At 53.3% G+C, this 18,416-nt stretch carries 15 protein-coding genes; 10 read left to right on the top strand and 5 right to left on the bottom strand.

The window, feature by feature from the left end; genetic code table 11:
- Positions 1 to 56 precede the first annotated feature (56 nt).
- Positions 57 to 566, bottom strand: a complete 510-nt coding sequence (locus tag Q8902_02890) for a DUF6252 family protein (GenBank protein MDP4198500.1) — start codon at positions 564 to 566, stop codon at positions 57 to 59.
- A gap of 265 nt (positions 567 to 831) precedes the next feature.
- On the opposite strand from Q8902_02890, the gene Q8902_02885 reads away from it, so the two are divergent.
- The 5 genes from Q8902_02885 to Q8902_02865 all read left to right on the top strand — a co-directional run bounded on the left by Q8902_02885 (position 832) and on the right by Q8902_02865 (position 8,372).
- Positions 832 to 2,385, top strand: a complete 1,554-nt coding sequence (locus Q8902_02885; protein MDP4198499.1) for a DEAD/DEAH box helicase — start codon at positions 832 to 834, stop codon at positions 2,383 to 2,385.
- Positions 2,386 to 2,513: 128 nt separating this feature from the next.
- The gene (locus tag Q8902_02880) at positions 2,514 to 5,444 is read left to right on the top strand and encodes a T9SS type A sorting domain-containing protein (GenBank protein MDP4198498.1); all 2,931 of its coding nucleotides are present in this window, start codon (positions 2,514 to 2,516) and stop codon (positions 5,442 to 5,444) included.
- Positions 5,445 to 5,486: 42 nt separating this feature from the next.
- Positions 5,487 to 6,227 carry a sigma-70 family RNA polymerase sigma factor gene (locus Q8902_02875; protein MDP4198497.1) on the top strand — a complete coding sequence of 247 codons (741 nt, stop codon included), beginning with the start codon at positions 5,487 to 5,489 and terminating at the stop codon, positions 6,225 to 6,227.
- Between the two features lie 10 nt (positions 6,228 to 6,237).
- The gene (locus tag Q8902_02870) at positions 6,238 to 7,653 is read left to right on the top strand and encodes a hypothetical protein (protein ID MDP4198496.1); all 1,416 of its coding nucleotides are present in this window, start codon (positions 6,238 to 6,240) and stop codon (positions 7,651 to 7,653) included.
- Positions 7,650 to 8,372 (top strand): hypothetical protein, encoded by a 723-nt coding sequence (locus Q8902_02865; GenBank protein ID MDP4198495.1) that lies wholly within the window; start codon positions 7,650 to 7,652, stop codon positions 8,370 to 8,372. Before Q8902_02870 ends, Q8902_02865 begins: the two co-directional genes overlap by 4 nt.
- A 26-nt stretch (positions 8,373 to 8,398) precedes the next feature.
- Here the strand turns inward: Q8902_02865 and Q8902_02860 are convergent, their stop codons facing one another.
- Genes Q8902_02860 through Q8902_02845 form a run of 4 tightly spaced genes read right to left on the bottom strand, consistent with a single transcriptional unit; the run spans position 8,399 to position 12,858 of the window.
- A complete protein-coding gene (locus Q8902_02860; GenBank protein ID MDP4198494.1) occupies positions 8,399 to 9,691 on the bottom strand; it encodes a T9SS type A sorting domain-containing protein in 1,293 nt (430 codons plus the stop codon).
- A 22-nt stretch (positions 9,692 to 9,713) separates the two neighbouring features.
- On the bottom strand, positions 9,714 to 12,230 hold the full coding sequence (locus Q8902_02855; protein MDP4198493.1) for a hypothetical protein: 2,517 nt from the start codon (positions 12,228 to 12,230) through the stop codon (positions 9,714 to 9,716).
- 12 nt (positions 12,231 to 12,242) lie between these two features.
- Positions 12,243 to 12,587 carry a hypothetical protein gene (locus tag Q8902_02850; protein ID MDP4198492.1) on the bottom strand — a complete coding sequence of 115 codons (345 nt, stop codon included), beginning with the start codon at positions 12,585 to 12,587 and terminating at the stop codon, positions 12,243 to 12,245.
- Between the two features lie 22 nt (positions 12,588 to 12,609).
- Entirely contained in the window at positions 12,610 to 12,858 is a 249-nt protein-coding gene (locus Q8902_02845) for a hypothetical protein (GenBank protein MDP4198491.1), read from the bottom strand.
- 415 nt (positions 12,859 to 13,273) lie between these two features.
- Between Q8902_02845 and Q8902_02840 the strand changes: the two genes are divergently transcribed.
- The 5 genes from Q8902_02840 to Q8902_02820 all read left to right on the top strand — a co-directional run bounded on the left by Q8902_02840 (position 13,274) and on the right by Q8902_02820 (position 18,415).
- A complete protein-coding gene (locus Q8902_02840; protein ID MDP4198490.1) occupies positions 13,274 to 14,053 on the top strand; it encodes an alpha/beta hydrolase in 780 nt (259 codons plus the stop codon).
- Positions 14,054 to 14,644: a TrmH family RNA methyltransferase gene (locus tag Q8902_02835; protein ID MDP4198489.1), complete on the top strand. Its 591-nt coding sequence runs from the start codon at positions 14,054 to 14,056 to the stop codon at positions 14,642 to 14,644.
- Positions 14,645 to 14,761: 117 nt separating this feature from the next.
- The gene (locus Q8902_02830; GenBank protein ID MDP4198488.1) at positions 14,762 to 17,011 is read left to right on the top strand and encodes a hypothetical protein; all 2,250 of its coding nucleotides are present in this window, start codon (positions 14,762 to 14,764) and stop codon (positions 17,009 to 17,011) included.
- Positions 17,012 to 17,013: 2 nt separating this feature from the next.
- A complete protein-coding gene (locus Q8902_02825; GenBank protein ID MDP4198487.1) occupies positions 17,014 to 17,811 on the top strand; it encodes a hypothetical protein in 798 nt (265 codons plus the stop codon).
- Positions 17,812 to 17,920: 109 nt separating this feature from the next.
- A complete protein-coding gene (locus Q8902_02820; protein ID MDP4198486.1) occupies positions 17,921 to 18,415 on the top strand; it encodes a hypothetical protein in 495 nt (164 codons plus the stop codon).
- Position 18,416: the final 1 nt, after the last annotated feature.

Raw genomic sequence — 18,416 nt, 5'->3', positions numbered from 1 at the left:
GAAATGGGCGCATATGGCACCCATTATCTTATCCGCTCAATTACCCGCCGATGCGGTTAATTCTTACCCCATTCCAGATTATAGAATGAACCGTTTGTGACCGTCACCGTCGCAGGTGTTGAAACGGAATCGGTCCGGCTTGCCTGGAAGTTGAATGTTCCGCTGACCAGGTGATGGATGCTATCGTAAGTTGTGAGGCTCACTAGCCCCTTGTTGACTCCGGCCGTGATATAGACCTGTTTCCCATCGTCAATATAGGATCCGGAATTTCCAAGGCCGAGCGTGTCCATTCCGATCTTCGGATGTAACAATACCAGAATGATCGAGCCGTGATTGGTCGAAACTCCGGTGAGTGTCAGGGCACCGGCATCACTACGCTTGGCAGAAGCACCACCGGAAATACCAGGCGGAATCACGGTGGACGACCAACTGTAGCCATCGACCATCGCTACCATGCTCCCATCGGTCGTCGTGACACCAGTTGGCGAAGTCGATGCCGAGCATCCGGTCACGAGAAGAACAAGCATGAGCGAGAATCCAAAATTCTTGGGCGCTAAGTATTTCATTATTCTTTATGAATGAGTGAGGTTTAATATTCTGTCGTTTACAGTTAACATCATACCTATTGGGCCAAGAACCGTGCCTGATGTATGCGGCATAGCGATGCAGCGCCCATGATTAGCGATTCACCGCTTTGGCTGTTAACTATTTCTCAGTTCAAAGCCACAGATGATTCTCGAGTGTTTTATGTTGGGCGCTGTGCTCCATGTCTCATTATCGCCATATTCTATGGCTTCTCATCTTATTTTTATACATACCAAAGAGTAATTTATGCCATTCAAAGCATTAGGAATTAGCGAGCCAATCCTGCGCTCGCTGCACGAAGAAGGATACCGCACTCCCACGCCGATTCAGCAGCAAGCGATTCCGATCGTCCTGCAAGGCAAGGACCTACTGGGTGTCGCGCAGACCGGAACCGGCAAGACAGCCGCGTTCGCGGTGCCGATCATTCAACTTCTGAGTGCAAACAAGCCCCATGGCAAGAAACGACCGATCCGTAGTTTAATCCTCACGCCGACGCGCGAATTGGCCGTGCAGATCGAGGAGAGCTTTATGGCTTATGGTCGCCACTCGGGACTGACAAGCGTTGTGATCTTTGGCGGCGTCAAGCAAGGCGCGCAAACGCGGGCATTGCATGCTGGAGTGGATATCGTGATTGCGACTCCCGGCCGCTTGCTCGACCTGATGGACCAGGGTCATATCAATCTCCGACAGGTCGAAATTTTTGTGCTCGATGAAGCCGACCGAATGCTGGACATGGGCTTCGTCCGAGATGTGAAGGATATTATCGCGGAGCTACCAAACGATCGTCAGACGCTTTTCTTTTCCGCAACGATGCCGGCTGCGATCGTCTCGCTGGCAAGCGATATTCTGTATCAGCCGGTGAAAGTCGCCGTAACACCGCCGGCCTCAACGGTCGACCTGATTCAGCAGTCAGTTTACTTTGTCGAGAAATCGAAGAAGCCCGATCTCTTGCTTCACCTGTTGGAAGACAAATCAATTCGCCACGCGCTCGTATTCACGCGCACCAAGCGTGGCGCGGATGTCGTGGCCCGCACGCTCGAGAGAAATCACATTTACGCCGAAGCGATCCACGGTAACAAGGCGCAAAACGCCCGGCAGCGTTCACTCACGAACTTCAAAGCGAAACAAATTCGCGTGCTGGTCGCCACAGACATCGCCGCTCGTGGTATCGATGTTGACGATCTCGAATACGTGATCAACTACGAAATTCCAAACGTCCCGGAGACGTATGTTCATCGAATCGGACGGACGGGACGCGCTGGTGCATCAGGGACGGCGATTTCTTTCTGCGCACCGGATGAGAAGCCATATCTCAAGGACATTGAGAAACTGACGAACAAGCGGATTCCTGTCGCTCACGATCATGGCTTCGCAAAGTCGGAACGACCCAACCAATCGGCTGGGGGATCTCGCGAGGATGACCGTGGCCGTCCCACGGAATCCCCGAGTATTCAATTGAGGCCATCGCAACCCCGCTCGCATGCTCCGCAAGGCGGACGACCTCAAGATGGAAGATTGCAAGGCGAACGTCAGCAGAACGGAAGATCACAGAACGCAAGACCGCAGGGCGGCAGACCACAGAATGGAAGGCCTCACGGCGGAAAGCCGCAAGGTGGAAAGCCTCAAAATGGGAAGCCCCAAGGAGCCCGGCCGCAAAACGGAAAACCCGCTCAGGGAAGGCCCAACTCGGGAAGACCAAACGCTGGTCGACCCGAGCGGCCAAACCAACAAGAACGCTCACAAGGCCAGGGCCAGGCTAAGAGTCGTAACCGTGGCAGAAATCGTGAGGACTTCCGGTAGTTCAACTACCATTCCCGCATTCTAGCGGTCTCGGGTGTCCTGGGAATCCGGCGAAGCCTCATACCCGGCAGCTGGCTCATATTTGAAGTTCCTCGGCAACCATGCGTGCCGATTCGTGTTCCTGTAGTATGCGATTTTTTTCGTTCCTACGAATTGCATCGGTCGTCACCGTGCTCCTAGCGACACTCGGCGTGACCGCAGGCATTGGGCAGAATTCGCTCCAGCGCTCAGGCCGGCATTTCACTTTCGGTATCATTGAAGGCCCCGAGAATCTTCCAGGCGCCGACCTCTCTTCATTATCGCTGATCTTGACCGTGCTCAGCCCGTACGATGGATGCGGCACGATCACTTCGCCAAGTGGATACGCCCAGGATTTTTCGTTCACGGCCATGCAGGCGACAGTCATTTCGCTTCCGACGAAACTGATTCACCTGAATGATCTTGGCAAAACATCCAAGGGCTTGATTGTCCGGACAAACGAGCCGGTGAACCTTACGCTGCATGACTTCATCCTCGAAGCAGGCGATGCGACTCAACTTTATCCAGACGAATCGCTCGACACGGATTACATGGTCGCCGAGTGGGGTGAGTGGGATGACGCGATTCTTAGCCAAGACACGACAATTGGCAGGCTCGAACCCAATCATTCCGAGATTCTCGTAACGGCTCCGCAGGACAACACGGTGGTCACGATCACCCCTTCGGTGTTGACGATGCTAAAGCAGCCGGCGAATGTCCCGTTTACCGTCACCTTGAATGCCGGTGAGTGTTACATTGTCAAAGCCGACTCATTCGGTGTTCCTACAAGATCATCGCTTTCGAACTCCACTGTTGTTTCCTCGAAACCAGTCAGTGTGATCGTTGGGACAACGTGCGGTTATGTCCCGCTAACGGTCGAGTCCTGCAATGAATTGATGGATGAGATCCTTGGGAAGCGCCACTGGAGTCAGCATTATTATATTTCTCCGCTCGGCAATGCGGACGGTACCGATACGGCCAATGTGCGAGCTCTTCTGACGAGCGACCGTCCGTTTAATTTTTCGGTCAATGGATCTCCGGGATTTGCACCAGGCCGTATTGCGCTCTCGTTTCGGGGTGCAGCCGATATCACCGCGAGTACGCCAATATCGCTTCATGAGCTGGCGGTCGGCAACTCACAGGTACTCAACGGTCAAAGCGATCCAACGCTGGTCAGTATTCTTGACAGTTCACTCTGGGCAGACACTTTGCTTTGGAATGCGCCTCTCTTCGCTGAGTCGCCATACCCGTTCCGGCACTATGTCTCCATGATTTACCCAACTCCTTCGGAAGGCCAGATCCGTCTGGACAATCAGTTGATCGGCTCTCTTGCGGGGACCCGGTCACAGATTTACAGGAGCGCGCAATCGACGCTTGTTACTCCCATTTCACCAGGAGTCCACAGCCTCACATCACCCGTACCGGTTTTTGCTGTCGCTGCCGGTTGGCAGTCGGCGGATGCATATACTTTCCTTCCGGGGACGATATCTCCTGAAGTACGCCGCGATACGATTAAGCACACGCTGAACGTTAAAGTGGATTCAGCGATGGCGTGTCACGATTTTCGAGCGACGTTCTCAGTCAGCCCGCCATTCGCGGATAGCGAAGGTGTCATGAGCCTGACTGTCACGGTTGCGTTGGACCCGCTCATCACGTCGTTCTCCGGATTCCAGTCGCTATTACCTCCAGAGAGTGCCTCGATCTCGATCGATTCCACGACACCGGGATTCATAACGGTGAACATCATTGCTGAACCGAGCATAATCGATAGCCCGCTCTTCCGGCTAATCTTCCATGGCGAGCGGACCGCCGCGCTCGCAGTGCTGACACCCGGCGCAACTCTATGTGCCGACGCCATCGAATTGCTCGAAACAACCCCGGCCCAATTCCCGGTACTCGCCGCGACTGATACACTCCGGCATGCGCTCACGATGGATTCCTCGGCGGCAATCCTATGCAAGCCACTTGAGCTTCACCTGCTGCTCGATTCTATACTGGGTGCGAACGAGAGCTTTTTGCCAAACAAAATCGAAATCACGTTTGACACGTCACGTTTCGAATTCAAGAGTGTCACAACGACCGGATTGCTCCGAACGCTGCCGGTTACGACCACAGGCGGGGCAAACGGCGAATTAATCGTCACGATCGACACCAGCCTCACGGTCAACGGAAACGACTCGTTGTTACTTCTTACCCTGCTCCCCCGAGCTGAAGCGAACAACACTCCGATTCATGCACGGCTCACGTATTTGGTGTGCGACCAATTGCACACAAAGGATATCACGCTGCCATTCAGTGTAGTCGTAAATGTGGATACCACTACGACCAGGCTCAGCATTATGACAGCTCCCGTTAGCTTTGGCAATCAGGCTTCAGCGACAGTCATGTTGACAGGCTTGCCCATCGGTGTCAGCGTGACTCAGTTTATGCTGTTCGTGACATACGATCACGGCCTGCTCCGGTGCACTGGCGCCGGGACTCAAGGAACGCTAACCTCCGGCTGGGGAAGCACGCTTCTGACTGGAGTCGCTACCGACACACTCCGCTTTACATCGACGAATGGTCCGCTCGGGATTTCGGGCACGCTGACAAATTTGCTCTTCCAGACTTTTGTCGCGAACCCGACATCATCTCCGATTGGCGTGCAAAGCACACTGCCCGCGCAGATCATGTCCGGGCCTGGGGCCGGCTGCGAGATTCTGTATTCATCACGTGCCGTCTTCACGACATTCACCGGCAGAGACCTGTGTGGCGATAGTCTTCTGCGTGGCTTTATGCGAACAGGCAGCATCTTAATCCAGCGCGCGGAGCAAACACAGGATGGAGCGCTGGATGTCACACTCTCCATGCCACTGGCACAAGCACTGACAGTTTCGGTTTCGGACGTGCTCGGGCATTCCGCTTTGGGTGAAATCGTGCAAGGTTCGCCGGGCGAGCAAACGGTGCATCTACTGCTAAACGATATCGCCTCGGGCACCTATCTTCTGCGAATTGAGGGTCTTAGTGGGCGTGCAACCCGAAAAGTCGTCATACTTCGGTGAGCCGTTGCTGTAACTTCGGGCCTCGGGAAGTGTTTTTACAATATGGCGGTCAGTCCAACAGTCCTGGGGCGGGTGGCAACCGGTGCGAGCATTCGCATCTCAGGACATCGTGCATCCGCGAAAAAAAGAACGTTTGAGATTGCTTCTTCCACAGGTTCAGTTGGGCCCACAGATCCTCCCGCTGCAGCAACCAGCCAATTCGAATCATTCCTTGCCACAGCATCGGATCTCGATCTGTTGGTTACTGCGACGGCAGAACCTCGCGACCGCGCGGCGGCGGATCGGGCTTTCGCGGAGCTGTACAAGCGCTACAAGAATGATGTTTATACCTATTGCCTTCGGATGATGGGCCGCGATGCCGACCGGGCCAGCGATTTGTTTCAGGACGTGTTTATTCGTGCCTACGAGCGTGCGGATCAATTCCGAAGCGGCTCGAATGTTCGGGGCTGGCTGTATACGATCGCGCGCAATCTCTGTTTGAATGCATTACGGTGCCGGCAAGCGGTGGATTCGCTCGAACTGCATCCGATGCTCGCAAGCCGAGATCGCAGCCTTGCACCCGAATACGATGAAGAGCAGCACTTTTTGCGAGACCGAATAGAGAATGCGGTCGCCACGCTACCCGAGGAATTCCGCGAAGCGTTTGTACTCCGCGAGTTCGATGGATTTAGTTATGCCCAGATCGCGCAGATGACGGGCACGTCGCTTTCCGTTACCAAAGTCCGGATCTGGCGCGCGAAGGAGAAACTCCGAACACTGCTCCAACCTTATCTTGCAGAATGAAGAGGAAGATATGACACTCGAAGAAAATGTACTTGCCTATTTGGATGGCTCGCTCGATGAGTCATCGAGTGCCGAGCTGCTTCACACGCTTTCGACAAGTCCGGAGAAGCGCGCGGTGCTCGATGAGCACTTGCGTATGAACGATCTGCTTGCCGCTGGCCGGAGGCCATTTGCCGTACCCGCGAGCGCCGAACGTCAACTTGCCACGCGGTTGCCTGCACTCGGCAGCGCCATCGAGCGCACGATCCTGCGTCCCACCGGATTCATTGGCTCAGGATTCCGCGCCGTCCAATCGTTCTTCAGCGATCATGCCATCATCGCGGCATCCGCCGCCGGCATACTGGCCACTGCCGGCGGACTCTGGTGGAATGCCAGTCGCATTGATCCTCCTATAAGCCTACCGGCAAGCTCCAACTCGCCGGTGGTATCGCTTCCCAACCAGATGGCTACGAAGTCCGAAGTTGGATCAACTGTTCGCGGCCAGCATCCGACGTCGGCAATCAATCAACCGTCCTCGATGGCCCCTCATTCGTCGCCCGCGATTGCGCGTTCTTCTTCGAGATTCGGTCAACCATCGTCAGCGATCGCGCACTCTGCCTCGATGACTGCGCGCCCAGCATCCGTTATCGCACACGCACCATCTATCACACATCGTCGAGCCGAGATGGTCGCTCGCTCTTCATCCGAAGCATCGGCACAACCGGCGCTTGGCCCACAGGACGCATCGATTTTCATCGTTGGGCAACCGACTATGTATGCCGACGCTGCCATTCCATTTCCCACGGTGCGAATGCCGCGCACGTTGCATGAGATTACATTCGGTTTATCGCGCGATCGTGTGCACCCGTTCTCCGTCGGCTTGAATATGGCGGCGAGCGGTTATTATCTGCCCACGTTTGGTCCGTCGAGTACTACTTCGCCGATACGGAATTACGCTCCTGAAATTACGGTAGACTATGATCTGACGGAGTCTTTCGCGTTCGGGATGGAAGCAGGAATTGGGTGGTATGGAAAATTGGGGACGCATTTTGTGCTCGATCCGTCGCTCAATAATTCGAATTACGCTCGCGGGACTTACTTGAGCGATATTCAAGGCACGCAAGCCTACTACGTCCGCGCATCCACGCATGTGACGCTTGCTCCGACGAGCGACTACCCGGTGCGGCTGGGCCTATCGGGCGGATTCGCGTTCGAAGGGAGCGCGGAGCCCTGCGCGACTCTTTCCGCCGGTGTCTCACGCGTGCTTTCGGATGATTTGACACTCGATTTCGGTCTGGTCGCGAGTGGCATTTGGGGAGTGGCAGCGGTCGATGCCGCGTCGCAGATACCTGCGGGCGTTACCGGTATCGTCCATGCCGAGACGTCGGCACAACGAACGTTTACTTCGGCAGTCGGACTTCGCGCCGGATTTCGATACCGCCCATGATCGTACGCTCTTTTCTGCTGATCGCGTTTGTCGCACTTGGCGCGGGGTGTTCGCAGTCGCTTCCGCCGACAATGAATACTCCCCCGTCAAGTCAACCGGTGGACTTCTTTTGGACGCTCTCCGCGCTGGAATCGGGGATGCACTACTATATGTCGCCGACAAGTGACTCCAACGATCACTTCCTCATTTCGAACGACGGCAGCACTGTCTATGATCAGACATTACGCCACGATGCGTTTCATATCAGTTCGTGGCGTGATACAATTTCGATTGACAGCATCGGTATGAACTCGATCTTCAGTCTGCCGGCCGGATATTACTTTGGCGATTCCGCCGGACGTCGTCCCGGCGATCTCAAATTGCTGGAGCGCACCGGACTACATGATAGCGGCTCCTGGCCGGCCGGTTTGCTTCAAGGGCCTGGGCTCGGAGCGGGTATCACGATCACCGCGCATATTCTCGATCACTTCGATACGCTGCTCGTGCCGGCGGCCATCGGACCCGTTGCTTCCGTCTCGTATGGAGAGTCCTATGTCATTCGTTACACGCATGATGACGCCAGCGGCCAGATGTCCCCAAGCTTTCCGATTTACTGGCAAGTCTATTTTGCGCGCTCAGTCGGACCGGTCCTCATCGAAGAGTATTCGGATACCAGCGGCTTCTCCAATAGCATGAAGCCACATAACCTGCAATCGCAAGCGGTGTTGTGGCGGAAGTAGTCCCGTTCTTAGTTGCCGCGGAGCGGCTATTCTTTCACTAACTTAATCGTCCGCACTTCCCCAGTGCCGAGAGTTATACGCAGATAATACACGCCTGCCGGTTGCTGCGAGAGATCGAGCGTGAAATCGGTCGAGCGCGTAGCAGCCTGTTCGAGGACGCTCTCGCCGAGAAGGTTCTCTACAACAAGATGCACTACCTTACCGGCGTGGATGCTGACGAGACCATCCGTAGGATTTGGAGAAATTTCAACCGCCGCAGCACTCGTGACGGGAGTGACACCCGCCTTGAAATCCGAAAGCGGGCGTTGCCAAAGACCGCGTAGATAAGTGACGACGAAAGCGGTTTGGTTTGTCACAGTGATCGCTCGTGTCAGAGGCTCTCCGTATGGACCCCAATCCCATTGATTATAATTACTCCAGGTTTGGCCGCTATCCGCGGAACAGTAGACTCCACCCGCATCCAGCACAGCAAATATTCTTGTTCCAGTAACGGCAAACTCCACCGCGCTATCGCATTCTAGTAACCCAGTACCAATATTATGCAAGCCAAGACCATTGTCGCTGTGGTACCAAGTTGTCCCACTATCGGTTGAACGATAAACACCGTAGCTCGTGTCTCCATCGTGCCCGATCGTCCCGGCAAATAGACAGGTACCAAGGGTGGTGAGAGAAATGACTTGCGCGGGGAGAGAAATGTTGTAATAATTGGAAGGCAATCCCTTATTAACGGTCGTCCAACTCAACCCGCTGTCGGTCGAACGAAAAACTCCGTATGAAGATGTCGCGGCATAAACGTTCGAACCAGAAACGACAAGAGCCTTGATTAAAGCGTCCGAAGGTAAGCCATCACTTCTCTTAACCCAACTAGCACCAAAGTTTGAAGAATAGAAGATGCCTGCTCCACCAGCATACAAGTTGGTAGCGGCCCCAACAAGAGCGCCGGTGTTAAGGTTGATCGCTATGGCATTTGCTGGTAAACCACTGCTAACGGAATCCCAAGTAGTACCATTATCTGAAGATCTGAAAACAAAACCGCTATCTCCAGCTACCGCGAATAGATGTGATTCATCTGCGAGAATTGGACCAATACCATTGGTTCCTAGTCCGCTACTGATATTGATCCAGGTTATCCCATCGTTGCTCGAATAAAACATGCTGCCTATATCCGTAAAATATACGTTAGTGCCATTCGATGCAATATGGGCATATACTCCCCCTCCCCAATGAAGATTGGATGCAACCCATTGCGCTAAAATCGCTCGCGAGGAGAGCGGTAAGATGAGCCCAGCAACAATAAATATTCGCAACAACTTTGTCATAATCACTCCTCAATTCCAACGATCATAACCCGAACACGGTTATTCGATCATCGCACCCAACATAGACCTTTCCGTTAATCACTGTCGGTTCGATGAAGGCCATACCAGCATTAGGGTAGCCCTCTGAAGTGTTAGGATAACCTGAAAATTGAGGTGGAGGATTGTCCGTCTTGTAGTGAGCATAGAGCGTATCCCATGAGCCACAATCCCCCTCGAAAAGGCAATGAGCAGGAATGTCATTAGGGTCACTCGCTAAGTTTGCTGCGTCAAAAGCCCTCAAAGTTAGACCAAACTGATTCATGCTACCACTGATCGAAGGATCACTTCGCCGAACGGCCCACACAATGCCAGTTCCCGATATCTGTTGGTTCGAAGAAACCACCGGCGTTGCGCCACCCTCTCCAGTGAAGCTGTCATTTGAAGGAGGTCCATTTACGCTGAGCTTTCCGTCGTGTAGCGCTAAAGCTCTCAGCTTACCCAATGCCGACGGCAAATTTTTTGCAGCTCCACGGCCATTCCCGCAATAAAATATCGTTTGACCACCTGGTCCATTAAAAAAAGCAGGTCCACCCCAGACACCTGGGTCATGTCCGGGATCCTCGGATGTATAATAACCTGGAGGCAACAGAATGCTATCAACTGCATTTGGATTAGATACAGGTCCGGGATTTTGGTCACCTCCCAAAGCCTCTGGATTCATGCCAGCGGTAGAACCCGATTTGGGACATGGCGGCCAGTTATTACCGCTAATTTCAACATAGCCCCCTAAGTCATCCCTACTCAACAAGAGCACATTTCCATCCTTCCCGCAAGTAACCAAGAGACTTGGGACGCCAGGAATAATCATAATCCCACCCGATCCGAGATCAATGTCATTCGAATTGAGTGTGTCTTGATAGCTTGGAGTAAACCAAGAGATCACTTGAAGTTCCTTAGAGAGCTTCAGCACAGAGTTTCCGTAATTTGGGCCTCCGATATTTGCATTATAGATACCATTGCCAGTGGTGCAATAGATTGCCTCACCATCACTCGCAAGGCCCATCCCACCCATCCAAATCGATCCACCTCCATAATTATACTCGAGAGGATCGGAAGCAGGGGAAGTGCAAAAGATGTTCTTTTGTTGCAGTGTAAAGGCATCATACGACATGATCCAGCCGTGGTACGCTAATTTGTTAGCATCATCTTGAGCGCCAAATGCCACATAAACGACGCCGTCGAGAAGGAGCAGCCCTGGACGCTGCAATTGCCACTGCGGAAGAAATGTAACGTTCTTCCCATCGCCACTTCCGACCCATTGGTTCGGATTTGGGTCTGGCAGTACTCCTGAAGTTCCAGGCACAGACCCAGCTATTTCAATGGGGCTGTTTGGACGCTCTTTGCCAGTTATGACATCAAGAGCATGAAGATAAAAGTGAAATGTCACATTTGCGCCAAACGTACGCTTGCTCTTCGAAACCACATACATCGTTGGCGTTGAGCAACGAGGGCATCCGCATCCGCAATTACATCCGCAATCGATTACTGGAGTCCCTGTAATACCTATGTATGGTGCTATATTCTCATATGTTTGGGGAGATCCTGTCCAGTCACGGGAATCGAAATCGCTTGGAACTGCCGGGACATCCGCTGCCGGTAGCAATGAAGTCTTCCATAGATACGGCATTCCGCCCAGCTCGCCATGATGTGGTTCATCGGCGTCGAACGCATACACTGTGTCCATTTCAGTCGCGATGAACAAGACGTTATATGCTTTGCCCTTTTCAGGAAAATACTGATGGTGCATGTAAAGCGGCTGAGCATAAATCGGACCATCGAGCGGCTTCGGATGATGTGGCGGCTTGAGGTCCGCATCCATCAATGTAAATAACTGCCTGAGCTGTGACACGTTAGCGACGGTTAACTGCGTCTCGTATGGGTTCCATCCCGTTCGTCCGTTATTGTAATGTTGTGTCAAGACCGAATATGGGACGTGGCTCACAACCGTCACCGCCGGACTAAGCGGGCTGGTTCCAGCAGTCGTTGTAACGGTCGCTTGAATCAGATCGCCAACCTTCAGCGAACAAACAGCCAGTGGAATTTCCGCTGGCGGATAGACTGGATAGAAACCGGGTGGACAAGGAGAAGTCGGTGTCGCACCTCCTGTCGCGTCAAAGAGCATTGGCAGCGGAGGCAGGATGGTAGCGGCAGCCACCTCCAGGTCAGGAAGGCATTCGTGATTTGGGACAATACCAGAACCTCGCCACACCCCATTAACGTAAACATCGACGATCCCTCCTTCCGCGCCATTCACCGTAACGCTTCTCATGCAATCGTCAACCGGGCCGACTAAGACCGGTGCCGTGACCGGCGGCGGCTGGGTTGGTGGCCCTGGAGGTTCAGTCGGTGGCGTGAGCGGCGTATACGGTGTATTCGGCGGCGTGTACACCGAGTCCTGGTGCGATGGTTGCTGATACGCTGGGAAACCGGCATTTCCCACCGCGGTCCCGGGCTGCGGGATCTCGTGACTCTGCGAAAGTATTCCGTCGATGATCGGCATAGCGCGTGACAGTTAGGCGACGATCCACTCCATTGGAAACAGACTGTAGTTGCCGACATTATCGACGATGCGGATTCCCATCGAGTATCGTCCGGGTTTGAGGAGTGTGACCGAAAGAATGTGGCCGGTGCCGCCGTAGGTCACCGGTGCGCCCGGAAACGCAAAGACGGGAATCGTGCCGGTTGCACCTGCCGTAAAGTCCCCGCTCGTGTAGGAGTTATCGCGGAAGCCCAATTGCACGTCAGTGCTTGTTGCGCCGCCGGTGAAGTCAAGAAAAATATTATTGGTAAACGGCCCGGATTTGAGATACATCAATCCTTCGACGACCAAAGGCAATTGCGGGTTGTTGGTCGTCATGGCATGGGTTCCATTCCAGTTGTTAGCGAATTCGACAGATGCGAAGTCCTGCACGTTCGTCGCGGTGAGGAAAGATGTCGTCGCGACTACGCGCGGACTCACCTTCATCGGCGGCGCGACCCCACGTGACCGCCTGGAGCCAATTGATGCTTCGAAGAAATGTCGCTGTCTGCGTCGCGCCGGTATTGTCCTGGAGCGTCGCGGTGCTGATCAGGCTGCGCGGGTCAAGCGTATCCATCGTGGCGAGATCGAACCATGATTGTGCATTCATAGGATTGAGCTGTTATGTTTGATAGAAATGGTTACCGAAATCTTCGGCTTTCAGTCCCCTTCGAGAGCTCAATCAGTCGGGTTCGAGAGAGTCGTCGACTCAATATAGCGATGAAGTGGGCGAAAGTCAAGCCTTATCGGATGAATTTAGAATCATTATTTTTGGGATTGAGTACCGATCTCAGAAATCCATCTTATATTTATAATCAAGATTATAGGCACCCATGCTCATTGAAAAAAGATGATATTTCGAATCTCAAGTGTGGGCCGGGCGTTCATTAAATGACAATTCAAAAGAGAGAAACGATGAATTTAGAAAAGCGGCAAATCGAGTCAGGAGAGGCATAATTCATTAAAATCAAACATAAGAGAGAAATTAATTCATAATTTACATTCAAGGAGACAGGTAAAAGGCTATGCTGAGTTCAAAAGAATATCCATCGGAGCGCGACGAGCAATTTCGCGTGTTGCTGCTTCATGCCTTTCCACTATCGAGCGCGATGTGGGACGCGATGATTGCAGAATTCCAAAACCTGCGCGATGACACCACCATCGTCACGCTCGACTTCCCCGGCTTTGGCGAGGCCCCCCGCGAGGAAGGCTGGACGATGGCGGGGCTGGCGAACGCAATCGAAGCACTCCTCTCCCGCAAGGGCGAGGGCAACAGAAGAATAGTCGTGGCGGGTCTTAGCATGGGCGGCTACGCCGCGCTCGAATTCTACCGCCAATTTCCGGGATCGGTCCGTGGACTGGTGCTATCGAACACACGCGCCGCCGCCGATACGGAAGCAGCAAAACGCGCCAGAGAGATCTTCGCGAAAGATGCGCTGAAGCGGCGCTCGGAAGCGGGCATCGAGCGGCTCTATCCTGGCTTCGTTAGCGAATCGACCGATCCGAAAATTGCGATCGAAATCCGCCAGTGGATGTCCGACGGCTCTGGCGAAGCCATCGCCGATGCGCTCCGGGCGATGGCTTCGCGGCAGGACTCCACGGATCTGCTTCCGCTTGCAATCGTGCCATCGCTTGTGATCGCAAGCTCGCATGACGCGGTGATCCCGGCCGAAGAGATGCGCGCGATGGCAATGCAACTTCGGGACTCGACGTTTATCGAATTCGATGCGGCGCATCTTTCGGCCGTCGAGCGGCCTAAAGAATGGGCCGAGGCACTCGCAAGTTTTTTGGAACGTGTGACATAAATGATCGATCTGAAATCTCCCGCCAGAACCGCGAAAATCGATTTTGCTTTAGCACGCAGACAGCCGGCACTGACTGTGGTGCTCGAGAATATTCACGATGCGCATAACGTGAATGCGATCCTCAGGTCATGCGATGCGGTAGGCGTGCTGAAGGTCCATTTGCTCTATACAATCGAGAGCTTCCCGCGACTCGAATTGACATCGGCAAGCGGCGCTGACAAATGGCTCGAGTACGAGCGACATACGAGTGTCGAGGGTTGCTTCGCGGGTCTTCGAGACGAGGGCTTCCAGATTCTGGCGACCGAGCTCGATGCCACGGCGCGGTCGTTGTATGATTTCGATCTGACGAAAAGTACCGCCATTGTTCTGGGCAACGAACACCGGGGAATTTCTAAAGAGGTCAGTGAGATGGCAGACAGCCTCGTCTATATTCCGATGATGGGCATGGCCGAAAGCTTGAACGTCTCGGTGGCAAGCGCGGTGTGTTTGTTCGAGGCACTGCGGCAACGGAACGAAGGCGGTCTGTATCGCGCACCGCAACTTTCGCCGGAGGCACTCCGTTCGAAGAGGCTCGAATGGCAACTGAAGTAGTGGATGGCTGAAAGTGGAGAGTCAAGGTAGAATAGCACTGATCGCTGTTTAGTACCCCAGCACTATGCTCCTCCCCGTTCTCCATGATCCGTTATCCATTATCAACTACCCGCTTTCTTGATAAACATTTCTCTCAATTTCAACGCCGGTCCATGGTGGATGTATGTCGGACTGCTGGCCGTCAGCGTCCTGCTTGCTATCTGGTCGTATCGAAATACGATTCCTCGGACGACCCGCTACCGGCGGAACTGGTTGATCGCACTGCGCTCCGCGGGACTCTCGGCGCTATTGCTGGCAATTTTTCAGCCTATCATTAGCTCGACGAGTTCGGAAAAGATCACCCCAAGCATCGCGGTGGTATTGGATAATTCTCAGTCGATGATGCTGCCGGAGAAAGGTCATACGATCGAACCGGCCGCAGAAACCAGGCGTGATGTGATGCTGCGAAGTGCACATGATGCCATCGGAAGCTCCATCCTCAGCGATGCCAGCAAGACCAGTCTATATACGGTCGGCGATCGGACGGTACCATTTCCAAATAAGACTCCGATCGATAGCTTGCGTGCAACAGCCTCCGCAACCGATTTGGCGAGTCTGTTCAGCTCCATCAAAGAAGCTCGAGCAACCAAGAATATTGAAGCGATCGTCCTCTATACTGATGGCGCATTCACCGCCGGCGAGAATCCGATCCATCTCGCTGAAGAGCTTGGCGTGCCGGTCTATGCTGTCGGCATGGGAGATTCCACAGAGCCACGAGATGTTGCGGTGACAGAGATCTTTACGAACGAGGTCGCAACGGTTGGCGCGCCACAGCCCGTGGACATTACGATCCATCATGGAGGTATTAAGCCGGGTGAGCATGTTACCGTCGAGCTTTACGAGGAATCGCAAAAGATTGGCGAGCGACCTATTGAGTTGACCCAAGCAAGCGGCGATGAAGCGGTGAGCTTTCAGTATACTCCGACCTCGGAAGGCGTAAAGAAACTGACGGCCCGAGTCTCACTACTTTCGAATGAAGCGACGGAGAAGAACAATCTTCGAATTGCGTATGTCCGTGTTCTGAAGAATAAATTCCACGTCATTCTATTCGCCGGTGCACCCTCCAGCGATGTCGGCTTCCTAAGGCAGTACTTCTCCGAAAATCCGTCGCTCGAGCTTTCCACTTACGTCCAAAAGCAAGGTGCAGAATATTACGAAGGGACTCCGACTCGTGAAAAGCTCGGCAACGTCGATCTTGTCGTGCTTGCCGGTTGGCCAGTCGCATCGACATCTGATGCTTCACTTGCATTGGTCCGGCAACTTCTGACGCAGGAAAATCGGTCATTGCTGTTCCTTTCTTCCCACACACTTGATCTCGGAAAGCTCGGAATGCTTGGCGATGCACTTCCCTTCAGCGTCAGTTCGCAAAGCGCTTCCCAAGCAGAGATCAAAGTCGGCATGAGCCTCACTCCGGCATCTTCCGATCAGCCGGTCCTCCACCTGCCGCCACAAGAACGAGGCAAGATTACTTGGGAAGGCCTTGCACCACTCTTCAAAACTGAGACGCATTTCCAAGCACGTCCTGAGAGCCAAACGTTGGCGGAGGCAACCGTGCAAGGGGTCAAACTCGGAGAACCCCTTATTATTGCAAGACATATCGGTCATGCACGGCAACTCGCCGTCACGGGTTACGGCCTCTGGCAATGGAAGCTAACCTCCTTCGGCCGTGAGAAGGCATATACAAAGAAGGGAGACACAACCGCTGGCGCGATGAGTGCACTCGATCTGTTCCTTTCGAACTCGACGCGGTGGCTCACGACCGAAGAAGTTAATAAACGTTTGCGAATCGAGCCGAACCGCAAAGTCTATCAGGCCGGCGAACGAATCGATTTCCTCGCACAAGTCTATGACGAAAGCTATGTTCCGATTGAGCATGCTGATGTGACAGCACGCGTCAGCGGTGGCTCGCTAACAAAGCCGATCGACTTGGCATTCGAAGCCACGGGGAATGGGCGATTTATTGCCAACATCCCTGAAGGTCTTCCAAAGGGCGATTACTCTTATACTGGAACGGCCACCAAGGATGGCCGCGCCATTGGTGGGGATGATGGCCGCTTCAATGTTGGCGATTTCAATATCGAACTGGCGGAGCCTCGAATGCGAAGCGACATCTTACGTGCTATCGCTGATCGGACTGGAGGTAAATTCTATACACCGGAGACTGCCGGTAATCTACTGCATGATCTCTATGCGAGTTCACGCTTCGCGGCAAAAACGATTACGAATACGCGAGACTTCGAGTTGTGGAATAGCTGGCCGTTACTTGCACTGGCTTTATTATTTTTCAGCACTGAATGGTTCATTCGGAAGCGACTCGGAATGCTTTGATAATGACGAATGACAAATTGAAGATTGGGATTTTGAAGTCGGCTTCACGAGGAGCGAATGCCAGCATTCGTCATTTGTCATTTGTCATTTGTCATTCCATTCTTTTCCTGCTCCTCGCAACAACAACGAGCATTGCCAGCCCGACGGACTCGGTGCGTGATAGTTTCCGGCACTTCATCATGCCGACGGGCAAGCCAATTGAAGGTGGCTATTTGGGATTTTGGGAGTTGGCCTTTTTGCAGGCGGGGTATGGTGTTGGCGATGTGTTCTCGATAAGTGCGGGATTCACGATCATGCCAACGGTGGCGTTTCGATCGCAAATCGGATTCGTGCAAGGCAAGTTGACGTTCTTCGACGATCAAGGATTTTCCCTCGCCGGTGGACTCAACTTCCTTCGGCTTACGAGCGATAACACCTTTCTTCATCTCTTTGGAGTGCTGACCTATGAAACGCCCTCGGCATCTCGCTTCTCGGGAATGTTGTTCTACAAGATGACATCATGGACGCCAGAAGGTCCGGACAATCCTTTGATTCTTGTGAATGTCTTCCCGTATGGCTCATTCTCTTTTATCTATAATAGCGGACTCGGTGGGGGGCTTGGCTTCGATACTCCACTGCCAGGAAACCCGAACGTTCGGTTTGTAGCAGAGATCTGGAATCACGACTTGTCATCACCCAACAAGCTCGGGATCATCGGAGCATTACGAGTCGAGAGTGATCGTTTCTCAAGTGACTTTGGCTTTATGTACTTCACACTGCCACTCATCGCTCCAGTTGCGAATTTTGTCTGGCGATTTTGAATCGTATCGGGAAAGTAGTATGTTTGTGACGCGCAATACGAACATGTCCGTCTGTATTGCAGAACCGGCCAGACCGGAAGTGACTGTATCTTCACTCTGTAGGAAAATTATGACCAAACAAGTTAGCCTTCTTCTTTTCGTCTTCCTTTTCATTTGTTCCGCTATGGCTTTCGCGCAAGGCAAAAAAGCGCCAAGTGGACAATTTGCTTTAGGGCTGTATGTTCAAAGTCCGACGGGTCTCGATGCACCCGGAGGAATATCCCTCACGTATGCAGCCACTCCCGAAATGCAGGTGGGCTCTTATCTCGGATTGCTGGTCTTAAGTGGCGGTGGCAGCTCGAGCACGACATTCGAGCTTGAGCCTTATGTTCGCTACCTCTTTTATGGCTCAGTCAAACCATTCGTCCAAGCTGACTTATTGATTCTCTCGTTAGGCGGAGGGACAAATGTCGGCCTGGGCTTTGGCGGAGGGCTGGCTTATGCCATCAGCCCTGCGTTCAGTATCAACTTTGACATGAGTTTACTTGGCGTTGCCTTCACGAACGGTGGCGGAATCGAATTTGGATTCTCGAATGTAAAGGCTGGAGGTGAGTGGTTCTTTTGAT

The sequence above is a fragment of the Bacteroidota bacterium genome, from assembly GCA_030706745.1.
Taxonomy (GTDB): domain Bacteria; phylum Bacteroidota; class Ignavibacteria; order Palsa-1295; family Palsa-1295; genus PALSA-1295.
This window is presented reverse-complemented; position numbering and strand designations above follow the sequence as displayed.